Below are 12,158 nucleotides of genomic sequence, written 5' to 3' on the forward strand. Positions count from 1 at the left end.
TCCTGCGTCGATGGTCAGCAGCATGGCCGTCAGCTGCCCTCGCGCACGTCGTCGTCCGCGCCCCGGGCACCCTGCCCGTCGTCCTCGCGCAGGTCGAGGCCGATGTCGAGGATCGGGGAGGAGTGCGTGAGCGCACCCACCGCGAGGTAGTCGACGCCGGTCTCGGCGTAGGTGCGGGCGTTGTCCAGGGTCAGCCGGCCCGACGACTCCAGCATGGCGCGCCCGGCCACCAGCTCCACGGCCTCCCGGGTCTGCTCCGGGGTGAAGTTGTCCAGCAGGATCAGATCGGCGCCCTCGGCGAGGATCGGCGGGATCTGGTCGATCCGGTCGACCTCCACCTCGATCGGCACACCGGGGAACTCGGCCCGTACGGCCGTGAACGCCGCGGCGACGCCGCCCGCCGCGACCACGTGGTTGTCCTTGATCAGGGCCGCGTCCGACAGCGACATCCGGTGGTTGACGCCGCCACCGCAGCGCACCGCGAACTTCTCCAGGGCACGCAGCCCCGGCGTCGTCTTACGGGTGTCGCGGACCTTCGTCCTGGTCCCTTCGAGCACATCGGCCCAGGCCCGGGTCGTGGTCGCGATGCCCGACAGGCGGCACAGGATGTTCAGCGCGCTGCGCTCGGCGGTGAGCAGATCGCGGGTACGGGTGGTGACGCTCAGCAGCGGGGTGCCGGCCGCGACCCGGTCGCCGTCCTCGACGTGCCGCTCGACCGCGAACTCGTCGGTGCACACGATGGACAGCACCGCCTCGGCGATCCGCAGTCCGGCGGCCGTACCGGCCTCACGGGCCGTGAAGTCGCCGGTGGCGACCGCGTCCTCGGGGACGGTGGCCACGGTGGTGATGTCCACGCCCTGGTCGAGGTCCTCCTCGACGGCGAGATGCGCGATGTCCTCGACCTGTACGGGGTCGAGCCCGGCGGCCACCAGGAGGGCGGCCAGGTCGGGGTCGAGGCCGCAGGTCAGGGGGTCGAGCTCGTACGCGCCCTCGTCGCCGCCGCTGCAGCCGCAGGCGTCGCCGCAGCCTCCCCCGGACGCTGTCCGGGGGGACCCCGAGGCGGGGGCGCCGCCGGTGGGCCCGCCGATCTGGAGGAGGGGGAGGTCGTCGCGGGTGCTGCTCACGGGCTGGGCTCCGTATTCGGGGAGGGGGGCGGGGGGTTGCTGAGGGGTGCGGGGATCTGTCTCGGCGAGCGGTGGGATCGGTGGTCAGGAGGCCGTGGTCGGCGGGAAATCGGCGGTTGCCGTCGTATGGAGGGTCAGTGCGCGGTCCGCATCCAGGGTGATGCGGAAGTGCCGGCGCCAGGCGGCATCGTCCCGGTCCGGGTGGTCTTCGCGCCAATGGCAGCCGCGGGTCTCCATACGGCGCTGCGCCGCGGCGACCAGCACCCGGGCGACGCACAGGAGGTTGGTGGCCTCCCAGGCTTCGACACCGGGCTCGGGGGACTTGTGGGTGGTGTCGGCACTCGCCTCCGTCGCCTCGCGGTGGAGGCGGTCCAGTTCGGCGGCGGCGCGGGCGAGGCTTCCGGCGCTGCGCAGCACGCCGGCTCCGGCGGTCATGATCCGCTGCACGGCGATACGGGTCTCGGGGGCGAGGAGGGGGAGAAGGGGGAGAAGGGGGAGGGTGGTGCACGGCTCGGACGCGGGGGCGGCGTCCGTGGCGAGCGCCGGGGTGGGCGCCGGGGTGGGCGCCGGGGTGGGCTGCGTGGCAGGCGCCGGCGCGGGACCTTCGGCGATGTCGGCAGCGATCCGCTCCGCGAAGACCAGGCCCTCCAGGAGGGAGTTGGAGGCGAGCCGGTTGGCGCCGTGGACGCCGGTGCAGGCGACCTCGCCGCAGGCGTAGAGGCCCGGGACCGTGGTGCGCCCGCGCAGGTCGGTGCGTACGCCGCCGGAGGCGTAGTGCGCGGCCGGGGCGACCGGTATCGGCTCGGTGACCGGGTCGATGCCATGGCTGCGGCAGGCGGCGAGGATGGTCGGGAAACGGGTCTCCCACATCTGCGCGCCGAAGTGCCGGCCGTCCAAATACATGTGCTCGACGCCCTGTTCGTGCGCCCGGCGCATGATCGCCTTGGCGACGATGTCGCGCGGCGCCAGCTCGGCGAGTTCATGCTGCCCGACCATGAAGCGGGTGCCGTCCGCGTCGACGAGGTGTGCGCCCTCGCCCCGTACGGCCTCGGAGATCAGCGGCTGCTGACCTTCCGCGTCCGGGCCCAAATACAGGGGGGTGGGATGGAATTGGACGAATTCCAGGTCGGAGACCTCCGCGCCGGCGCGGAGCGCCAGGGCCACCCCGTCGCCGGTGGAGACCGCCGGGTTGGTGGTCGCGGAGAAGACCTGTCCCATGCCCCCGGTGGCGAGCACCACCGCCGGGGCGCGTACGGCGCCGACGCCGTCGTGCTGGCCCTCCCCCATGACGTGCAGGGTGACGCCGGACGTGTGGCCGTCGGCGTCCGTGAGCAGGTCGAGGACGAGTGCGTTCTCGATGGTCCGCAGCCCGGCGGCGCGGACCGCCTCGACGAGCGCGCGGGAGATCTCGGCCCCGGTGGCGTCACCGCCGGCGTGCGCGATACGGCGGCGGTGGTGGCCGCCTTCGCGGGTGAGCGCTATCTCGTCGCTGTCCGGTGCGGTGTCGAAGCGGGCGCCGGTGCGGATCAGCCGGTGCACGGCGTCCGGGCCCTCGGTGACCAGGGTCCGGACGGCCGCCTCGTCGCACAGTCCGGCGCCTGCCACGAGGGTGTCGGCCAGATGCTGCTCCGGGGTGTCGCCGTCGCCCAGAGCCGCCGCGATACCGCCCTGCGCCCAGCGGGTGGAGCCGTCGTCCAGGCGGGCCTTGGTGACGACGACGGTGCGGCGGCCGGCCGCGGCGCAGCGCAGCGCGGCGGTCAGCCCCGCCACCCCGGAGCCCACGACCACGACATCCGCTTCGATGGACCAGCCGGGGGCGGGGGCCTTCAGGCGTATGCCGGTGCCTGCTACGGGGCCGGGTCCGGGGGCGGTGCCTGTTCCGCTGTCGGTTCCGGTGCCTGTTCCGGTGCCTGTTCCGGTGCCTGTTCCGGTGGCGGTCATCGGGTCGCTCCGAGGGGGCCTTGGGGGGTGGTGGGGGATGTGGGGGATGTGGGGGATGTGGGGGATGTGGGGGATGTGGGGGATGTGGGGGATGTGGCGGGTGCGGCGGGTGCGGCGGAAGTGGCCGGGTCCGTGGTGGTGTCGTCCTGCATAGTGACGCCGCCGTGCGTAGTGGCGCCGCCGTGCGTAGTGGAGCCGTCCCGCCTCGTGGCGCCGCCGCGGTGGGCGGCGGTTGCCTCCGGTCGTCCGGCTCCGAAGACGAGGCGGATGTTGTCGATGAGTCGTGTGCTGCCGACCTTGGCGGCGACCGCGAGGATGGCCTCGCCCTCGTACGCATCCGGGATCTCGGTGAAATCGGACGGGTCGACCAGAGCCAGGTAGTCCAGTGTGAGCGGCGGGTCGAGCCGGGCGGCATCCTCCAGTACCGCGCGGGCCGCGGCGCGCGCCACGGAGGGGCCGTGCAGGGGCCCCGCGGCGGCGTAGGCGACGGCGTGCGCGTCGGCGGCCGCCCGGTCCTCGCCGAGGGCGGCCAGGGCGGCGGAACGGTGCTGGGCCGCGTGGCCCACGGAGGCGGCGCGGGCGCGCAGCGCCTCCTCGGCGGCGAGCCGGTCCAGGGCCGCGAACAGCGCCGCCGACAGCGCGAGCGCGGTGCTCCGCTCCGGGGCCGAGAGGTAACGGTTGCGGCTGGAGAGGGCGAGGCCGTCGTCCTCGCGCACCGTGGGGACACCGACGATCTCGACGGGGAAGTTGAGGTCGGCGGCCATCCGTGTGATGACCGCGAGCTGCTGGGCGTCCTTCTGACCGTAGAAGGCGAGGTCCGGTGCGGTCAGGTGCAGCAGCTTGGCGACCACGGTCAGTACACCGTCGAAGTGGCCGGGGCGGCTGGCGCCTTCCAGGAGGGTGCCCATGGGGCCCGCGGCGATCCGGATCTGCGGTTCTCCGCCGGGGTAGACCTCGTCGACGGACGGGGCGAAGACCACGTCCGCGCCCGCCGCTGCGGCCAGCTCGACATCCGCGTCGAGGGTGCGCGGGTAGCGGTCCAGGTCTTCCCCGGCGCCGAACTGCAGCGGGTTGACGAAGACCGTGACGACGACCTGGCCCCGCGGACCGACCCGGCGACGGGCGGCGCGGATCAAGGTGGCGTGGCCCTCGTGCAGTGCGCCCATGGTCATGACGACGGCACGGGCGCCGGCGCGGCGGGGCACCTCGCGCAGGGCGGCGGCGGTGTGGACGAGGTGGGCGGGGTGGCGCGCGTCCACGGGCGGGGCGGGGTGGCGCGCGTCGGCGGACGGGGTGGGGTGGCGCGTGTCGGCGGAGCGGGCCCGGCTTGCGTCCATGGGCTGGTCCGGGTCCGGAATCTGCGGCGAGGAGGTCATCGGTCGCCTCCTTCGGGGCCGTGGTCGGGGGCATCGGGACCGTCAGGGTCCGGGCCGGGTGCGTCGGGGTCCGGTCCGCGTCCCTCGCCGTCCGGGCCGGGCGTGCCGGGCGTGCCGGGCGTGCCGGAAGTGCCGCTACCTGGCCCGGAGGTGCCTGGTGCCGGCCCGGGGCCGTCGCCGGAGTCGGCGAGTACATCGAGGAGGTCCTCGGCCAGTTCCGGCTTCAGCAGACCGTGATCCAGGGCCCGGTCCGCGGTCGTACGGGCCATGGCGACGTACCCGGCAACGCTCTGCGGCGCATGCCGGCGCAGCTCCGCGATATGGGCGGCGACCGTGCCGGCATCCCCCCGGGCGACCGGGCCGGTCAGCGCCGCGTCACCGGAACGCAGCGCATTGTCCAGGGCGGCGCCGAGCAAGGGCCCCAGCATCCGGTCCGGGGCTTGCACACCCGCGTCATGCAGCAGCTCCATCGACTGGGCCACGAGCGTGACCAGGTGATTCGCGCCGATGGCGAGCGCCGCGTGATAGAGCGGACGCGCTGATTCCGTGATCCACTCGGGCTCCCCGCCCATCTCGATGACCAGCGCTTCGGCGGCCATCCGCAGCTCGTCGGGCGAAGTCACCCCGAACGAGCAGCCGGCCAGCCGCTGGACGTCCACGGAGGTGCCGGTGAACGTCATGGCCGGGTGCAGGGCGAGGGGCAGGGCGCCGGCCCGGGTGGCCGGGTCCAGTACCGCGGTTCCGTACCGGCCCGAGGTGTGCACCAGCAGCTGGCCGGGGCGTACGGCGCCGGTCTCGGCGAGGCCGCTGACCAGGTCGGCCAGGGCATCGTCGGGGACGGTCAGCAGCACGAGGTCGGCGCGGGCGAGCACCTCGGCCGGGGTGACCAGCGGGACATCGGGCAGCAGGTCGGCGGCGCGCCGTACGGAGGCATCGGAGACGCCCGACACGGCAACCGGACGATGCCCTGCGAGCTGCAGCGAAGCAGCGAGGGCGGGCCCGACACGGCCCGCGCCGACGACTCCGACGGTCAGCCGGGCGGGGCGGTCCTGGGCCTCGGTGGGTGGCATTGCATTCACGCGGCGATGGCCTTCCGTTCCAGTCCGCGGGGGGTACCGGACGATTCCTCGCCATGCTACGCGAGTGTTTCCGGCGGCCTTCAGAGCTGTACGGAAGGTGAGACGGGGGTCTCTCACGAGGTTATCCACAGGGGTCGCGGCTTCGCGCAGGTCTGAGCAATGCTCGGTGCAGTGCCGCGCAGAGGCGCGGCAGCGGCGTGGCAGAGGCGTGGCAGCGGGCCGTGAGAGAACAGCAGCCAGGGGGGCGCATGAAACACATGAAGCACATGAGGGAAGCGGGCGAAGGGGGCACGGGCACAGGTGTCACGGACACGGGTGTCACGGACGCGGGCTCGCGGGAAGCGCCGGAGGGCGATGCGGGTCGTCCTTCCGGGAGCACGCGCCGGAGGGTTCCGGGACAGCGCGGTTCCAGAGGTGGTTCGAGCCCGCCCCGGGCGGACCGCCCGGGGCGGCGTCGGCAGAGGTGACGGTTGCCGCCTCCGCCATGGCCTGGGCGGTCGGCGAGGTGTGGGCGGCCGTCAGGGAGTTCGTGGGGTTCGTTGGCCGGATCGGGCGGTGAGGCGGCGCAGCAAGGCCACGATGCCCGGTCGCCCGCCCCGCCGGGCACGTCCCCGAAGACGGCTGTCGGGGTCCGTGACGACGGCTTGGAAGCGGCGCCACTGCTGGATCTCGTGCGCGGTGCGGACGGTGTGGGTGCCCGGTGCGGGTGGGGCTGCTTCGCCTCGCCGGGCGGCCCGGTAGGTGTCGAGGAGGTGCTGCTGAGCGGCGTTCATGTCCCTCACTGTGGGGCGGCCCCGTGGCCGGTGGCCCGTCGATTGACGGGAGCCGTCAATCGACGTCCGTGCAGGTGGCGGCCTCGCGCATGATGGGCGCATGGCCAACGTCATCGACATCACCGGGCTGCCGCCGGAGCGCGTCGTCTTCTCCCCTTCGCCGTTGGCGGAGCTGGGCGCCGCGCTGCATGCACTCTCCGAGCCGGGCCACCACCCCGGGCTGCACGGCTGGGTCACCGCCACCAACGCGGCGCTGAAGCCCGACCTGGCCGACCGGCTGTGCGAGGCGGACTTCCTGTGGCGGTCCTCCCGTGCCGACATCCTGCTGCCGGCCCGTCCCGGGGCGACACTGGCCGGGGAGCTGGACGAGCTGGACACGATCGACGACGAGCGCTTCGTGGCCGCCGCGTTCGAGATCACCTGCTCGGCGCGCTACACCCGCCCCACCCCCTCGCCCCTCGTCGATGCGGACGAGCGGGCGCGGGTACGGGAGATGGCCGCCGCGCGCGGTCCGCGGCAGGCGGCCTTCACCGACCGGATGCTCACCGACCCCGACGGCCTGCGGGTATGGCTGCGCCGCCTGTTCGAGGACTGCGAGGAGGCGTTCTTCGGGGACATCTGGCGGCGGGTGGGCATCCAGTTGGCGGCGGATGCCCGGCACAAGACCGAGCTGCTGCGCCACAAGGGCCTGGCCGAGACGCTGTCCGCGACGTCGAAGGCGTTGTCCCTGGAGGACGCGCAGGGCGGCAGCGGCGGTACCCGCATCCTGGTCGACAAGCTGGCCCGGGGGCGTACGACGGCCTTTGCCAGTCCCGCGGATCCGGGCGTCACCTTCCTGCCGACGTCGTTCGGCTGGCCGCATCTGGTGTTCGGCCACGCCCCGGGCTGGCGCCCCGTGCTCCAGTACCCGGTCGCCGACCCGGAGTTGCCGGCGCCGGCCGCACTGGAACTCGTCCAGCAGCGGCTGGAGGCGCTGGGCCACCCGATGCGGATGCAGCTGTGCCGGACGCTGTCACGGGGGCCGCATACGACGGGAGAGCTGGCGCACGCGTTCGGGATCACCTCGCCGGAGGTCTCGCGGCATATCGCCACACTGAAGAAGGCCGGGCTGATCCAGACGCGCCGTCGCGGGCGCTATGTGCTGCACCAGCTGGACCTCCAGGTGGTGGCCCGGCTGGGCAGCGACTTCCTTGAAGGCGTGCTGCGTTGACGGCGTGATGCGTTAGCGGCGCGATGCGTTGACGGCGTGATGCGTTGACGGCGGCCCGCCCGGCGGAGGCCGGAGCGCGCAGAAGCAGAGCGCGCAGACGGCGTACGCCGTGGAGGGACACGGCGGGGGGAAAGCGGCCGGACGGCCCGGAGCCGCGGGGTGCGTCCCCCCGGCGCCCGCCCTGCGCCCGCCCCGGCGCCCGCGCCGCGCGCCCCTGCTACGCCCCTGCTACGCCCCGGCTACGCTCCCGCTCCCCCCGCCCGCACCAGCCCCGTCTCATACGCGAGTACCACTGCCTGGACCCGGTCCCGCAGGCTCAACTTGGTGAGGATGCGGCCCACATGGGTTTTGACGGTGGCCTCCGAGAGCACCAGCCGTGCCGCGATCTCACCGTTGGACAGGCCCTGGGCGACCAGCAGCAGCACCTCCCGCTCGCGCTCCGTCAGCCGCTCCAGCTCGGGCCGGGCGGGCTCGGCGGAGGTGGCGGGCAGCATGGGGGTGAAGCGGTCGAGGAGCCGGCGGGTGGTGGACGGGGCGACGACCGCGTCGCCGCTTTCCACCGCCCGGATCGCGGCGAGCAGGTCACCGGGCGGGACGTCCTTGAGCATAAAACCGCTGGCCCCGGCCTTCAGCGCGGAGAAGGCATACTCGTCGAGGTCGAAGGTGGTCAGGATGAGGACCTTCGGAGCGCCCTCCTTCTGCCCGCCCTCGCAGATCCGGCGGGTGGCCTCCACACCGTCGAGCTGCGGCATCCGTACGTCCATGAGGATCACGTCGACCTGGGTGGCGCGCAGCACCTCCAGGGCTTCCACACCGTTCCCCGCCTCCGCGACGACCTCCATGTCGGGCTGTGCGGCCAGCACCATCCGGAAACCGGTGCGCAGCAGCACCTGGTCGTCGACGAGCATCACACGGATGGTCATGGGCAGGGGGTCCTTTCGGGCAGGAGTGGGGGCCGAGCGTACGGGGTGAAGTGCGGCGGGGCGGATTCCCGGGTGAGCGTCGCCGGGCCGGCCGGCCGCAGCACCGTCCCGGTCGCCCCGCTCACCGCTCACCGCTCCGGTTTGAGCGGCAGGACGGCGCTGACCCGGAAGCCGCCCCCCGGCCGCGGTCCGGCCGCCAGGGTGCCGCCGACCATCCCGACCCGCTCGCGCATCCCGATCAGGCCGTGGCCGAGGCCGTCCGCCCCACCCTCTTCGTAGAGCTCGCGCTGCGCGCCCCGTCCGTCGTCCTCGATGAGCAGATCGAGATCGTCGTCCTGGTAGGAGAGCCGGACGGTCGCGGCGACAGCGGGGCCGCCGTGTTTGCGGGTGTTGGTGAGTGCTTCCTGGACGATGCGGTAGGCGGTGAGTTCGACGCTGCTGGGCAGCTCCCGCGGCTCGCCCCCGACCTGGAAGTCGACCGGCAGTCCGGCGCCGCGTACCTGCTCGATGAGGTCGCTGAGCTGGTCCACGCCCGGCTGGGGGACGTATTCGCCGCCCTCGGCCTGTTCGCCGGTGCGCAGGACGCCCAGCAGCCGGCGCATTTCGGCCAGCGCCTGGCGTCCCGTGCCGGAGATCGTCTCCAGGGCCTGCCGGGTCTGCTCGGGCGCGGCGTCGAGGACGTATGCGGCGCCGTCGGCCTGGACGACCATCACCGAAACGTTGTGGGCGACGACATCGTGCAGTTCACGGGCGATACGGGCGCGCTCGGCCGCGACCGCGATCCGGGACTGTGCCTCGCGCTCCTTCTCCAGCCGGGCGGCCTTCTCCTCCAGCTGCGCCCAGTAGGCGCGGCGGGTGCGCATGGAGTCGCCGAGCACCCAGGCCAGGACGAAGGGCACGGCGAGCAGCGTGGTGCCGAACAGGCTCTGCCCTATCGTCCGCCCGCCGAACACGTCGTTGAAGCGCACGGCGGAGAGGGCGGGGCCGAAGAGGGCGCCGGCGAGGGCGCAGCGGGAGGCCCAGCGGGGGACGGCGGGTGCGGACGCGACGGTGTAGGCGATCACGAACATCGCGAAGTCGGCGGGCATGGTCTGGATGCCGCAGATCAGTTGGCCGGTGCCGATGGCCGCCGTCAGCAGCAGCATTTTCACCGGCGCCTTGCGGCGCAGCGCGACGACGAGGCACAGGCCGACCGTGAAGATCGCGGCGCAGATCTGCCGGAGGCCACTGGCCTCGCTCGCTACCCACAGGACGCCGAACCCGAGCAGGAGGACGGCCCAGAAGGTGTCCACTCCCGTCGGGTGCCTGCGGAGGAAGTCATAGAGGCGCTGCACGTAACCCAGCGTAGGCACCGTGCATACGTGTACGAGTCAACCGGAGGAGCGATCCTGTGCGCCGGGCCTACTCCCCAAGGTGGAGACTCCATGCGCCAAATGTGTGGGAAGGGGGGACGGCCTGCGTGCCACCCCGTCCGCGCGGGGCGGTACCCGCCCGTACCGTGGGGCGCGTGACGAACGAGTGGTGCGGGTGGCGCGAGGCCACGGAACGGGCGCTGTACGGTCCCGACGACGGCTTCTACACACGCCCCGGGGGCCCCGGTCCGGCCGGCCATTTCCGTACCTCCGTGCACGCCTCCCCCCTGTACGCCGATGCCGTCGCCACCCTCCTGCGCCGGGTGGACACCGCGCTGGGCCGTCCGGACGAGCTGGCGCTGGTCGATGTGGGCGCGGGGCGCGGCGAGCTGCTGACCGGCGTGCTGGCCGCGCTGCCCGAAGAGGTCGCCGCGCGGCTGCGCCCGTGCGCGGTCGAGCGCGCCGTGCGCCCCGAGGGCCTCGATCCGCGGATCGCCTGGCGCGGCGAGCTGCCCGCCCCCGGCTCGGTCACCGGCCTGCTGTTCGCGAACGAATGGCTCGACAATGTGCCGGTGGACGTCGTCGAGACGGATGCGGACGGGGTGCCGCGCCGGGTTCTCGTACGCGCCGACGGCACGGAGCGGCTGGGCGAGCCGGTGGACGGCGGGGACGCACAGTGGCTCGGCCGGTGGTGGGCACCCCCGCCGGCCCCGGATGGCGCCGTCTCCCCCGGGCTGCGCGCCGAGATCGGCCGGCCCCGGGACGAGGCCTGGGCGCGGGCCGTCCGTGCGCTGCGCGCCGGGCTCGCCGTCGCCGTCGACTATGCGCACGAGCGGGGCGGCCGACCGCTCTTCGGCACGCTCACCGGCTTCCGCGACGGCCGCGAGGTGGCACCCGTTCCGGACGGGAGCTGCGACATCACGGCGCATGTGGCGCTGGACGCCTGCGCCGGGCCGTCGGCGCAGCGGCTGACCCAGCGCGCGGCGCTGCGCGCCCTGGGGGTGGACGGCCGGCGTCCGCCGCTCGCCTTGGCCGCCACCGACCCGGCCGGCTACGTACGGGCCCTGAGCGCGGCCGGGGCGGCGGCGGAACTGACCGATCCGGCGGGCCTCGGCGGCTTCGGATGGCTCCTGGAGCCGGTGGGCGAGGCGTGCGCGGGCCTGCTCGGGCCGCCGGACGCCGCCTGAGGGCCAGGGCGGCTCCCGCGGCGGCGTGCTGCAAGACTGTTCCCATGACGGAGACGACGGTCGGCATCGGCGGCGCGGCGGAGAGCACCGACATGGTGCTGAACATCGGCCCGCAGCATCCCTCGACGCACGGCGTGCTGCGGCTGCGCCTCGTCCTGGACGGCGAGCGCATCCAGCACGCCGAACCGGTGATCGGCTATATGCACCGCGGCGCCGAGAAGCTCTTCGAGGCGCGCGACTACCGCCAGATCATCATGCTCGCCAACCGGCACGACTGGCTGTCGGCGTTCTCCAACGAGCTGGGCGTGGTGCTGGCCGTCGAGCGGATGCTGGGCATGGAGGTGCCCGAGCGCGCCGTCTGGCTGCGGACGCTGCTCGCCGAGCTGAACCGGGTGCTGAACCATCTGATGTTCCTGGGCTCGTACCCCCTGGAGCTCGGCGGCATCACCCCCGTCTTCCACGCCTTCCGTGAGCGGGAGGAACTCCAGACCGTCATGGAGGAGATCTCCGGCGGCCGGATGCACTACATGTTCAACCGCGTCGGCGGCCTCAAGGAGGACCTGCCGGCGGGCTGGCCGGGCCGGGCCCGGCACGCCGTCGCCGAGGTGCGCTCCCGGATGGACGTCTTCGACAATCTGGTCCTGGGCAACGAGATCTTCCGCGGCCGTACCCGCGGGGTCGGTGTGCTCGCGCCGGAGACGGTGCACGGATTCGGCGTCTCCGGACCGATCGCCCGTGCCTCCGGTGTGGACTTCGATCTGCGGCGTGACGAGCCGTATCTGGCATACGGGGAGCTGCAGTCCACGCTCAAGGTCGTCACCCGCGAGGAGGGCGACTGTCTGGCCCGCTTCGAGTGCCTGCTGGAACAGAGCCACAACGCGCTGGATCTCGCGGACGCCTGCCTGGACCGGATCGCGGAGCTGCCGCCCGGGCCGGTCAATCAGCGCCTGCCCAAGGTGCTGAAGGCCCCCGAGGGCGCGACGTACGCCTGGACCGAGAACCCCCTGGGCATCAACGGCTACTACCTCGTCTCCAAGGGCGACAAGACCCCCTACCGTCTCAAGCTGCGCTCGGCGTCGTTCAACAACATCCAGGCACTGGTGGAGCTGCTGCCGGGCACGCTGGTCGCCGATATGGTCGCCATTCTCGGCTCGTTCTTCTTCGTCGTTGGGGACATCGACAAGTAATCGACA

Annotated in this window: 9 protein-coding genes and 1 pseudogene; 3 read left to right on the forward strand and 7 right to left on the reverse strand. The window is 73.4% G+C overall.

Annotated elements, in window-relative coordinates; translation table 11 throughout:
- Positions 1 to 29 precede the first annotated feature (29 nt).
- From nadC to ACF088_RS27030, 5 genes and pseudogenes are all read right to left on the reverse strand, one after another.
- A complete protein-coding gene (gene nadC, locus ACF088_RS27010) occupies positions 30 to 1,124 on the reverse strand; it encodes a carboxylating nicotinate-nucleotide diphosphorylase (RefSeq protein ID WP_392378421.1) in 1,095 nt (364 codons plus the stop codon).
- An 84-nt stretch (positions 1,125 to 1,208) separates the two neighbouring features.
- A complete protein-coding gene (locus ACF088_RS27015; RefSeq protein ID WP_392378422.1) occupies positions 1,209 to 3,065 on the reverse strand; it encodes an L-aspartate oxidase in 1,857 nt (618 codons plus the stop codon).
- A gap of 248 nt (positions 3,066 to 3,313) precedes the next feature.
- Positions 3,314 to 4,402, reverse strand: a pseudogene (gene panC / locus ACF088_RS27020) (pantoate--beta-alanine ligase); the annotation flags it as partial.
- A 35-nt stretch (positions 4,403 to 4,437) separates the two neighbouring features.
- Complete coding sequence (locus ACF088_RS27025; RefSeq protein WP_392378423.1) at positions 4,438 to 5,520, reverse strand: Rossmann-like and DUF2520 domain-containing protein; 1,083 nt, start codon at positions 5,518 to 5,520, stop codon at positions 4,438 to 4,440.
- Between the two features lie 518 nt (positions 5,521 to 6,038).
- Positions 6,039 to 6,293, reverse strand: a complete 255-nt coding sequence (locus ACF088_RS27030; RefSeq protein WP_392378424.1) for a hypothetical protein — start codon at positions 6,291 to 6,293, stop codon at positions 6,039 to 6,041.
- 100 nt (positions 6,294 to 6,393) lie between these two features.
- Between ACF088_RS27030 and ACF088_RS27035 the strand changes: the two genes are divergently transcribed.
- A complete protein-coding gene (locus ACF088_RS27035; RefSeq protein ID WP_392378425.1) occupies positions 6,394 to 7,503 on the forward strand; it encodes a DUF5937 family protein in 1,110 nt (369 codons plus the stop codon).
- A 239-nt stretch (positions 7,504 to 7,742) separates the two neighbouring features.
- Here the strand turns inward: ACF088_RS27035 and ACF088_RS27040 are convergent, their stop codons facing one another.
- Positions 7,743 to 8,426, reverse strand: coding sequence for a response regulator (locus ACF088_RS27040; RefSeq protein ID WP_392378426.1), 684 nt, complete (start codon positions 8,424 to 8,426; stop codon positions 7,743 to 7,745).
- 128 nt (positions 8,427 to 8,554) lie between these two features.
- Positions 8,555 to 9,760: a sensor histidine kinase gene (locus ACF088_RS27045; protein WP_392378427.1), complete on the reverse strand. Its 1,206-nt coding sequence runs from the start codon at positions 9,758 to 9,760 to the stop codon at positions 8,555 to 8,557.
- 173 nt (positions 9,761 to 9,933) lie between these two features.
- On the opposite strand from ACF088_RS27045, the gene ACF088_RS27050 reads away from it, so the two are divergent.
- A complete protein-coding gene (locus ACF088_RS27050) occupies positions 9,934 to 10,965 on the forward strand; it encodes an SAM-dependent methyltransferase (RefSeq protein WP_392378429.1) in 1,032 nt (343 codons plus the stop codon).
- Between the two features lie 44 nt (positions 10,966 to 11,009).
- The gene (locus ACF088_RS27055) at positions 11,010 to 12,152 is read left to right on the forward strand and encodes an NADH-quinone oxidoreductase subunit D (RefSeq protein WP_392378430.1); all 1,143 of its coding nucleotides are present in this window, start codon (positions 11,010 to 11,012) and stop codon (positions 12,150 to 12,152) included.
- Positions 12,153 to 12,158: the final 6 nt, after the last annotated feature.

Origin of the sequence: Streptomyces sp. NPDC015125, assembly GCF_043080045.1 — a bacterium.
Lineage (GTDB): Bacteria > Actinomycetota > Actinomycetes > Streptomycetales > Streptomycetaceae > Streptomyces.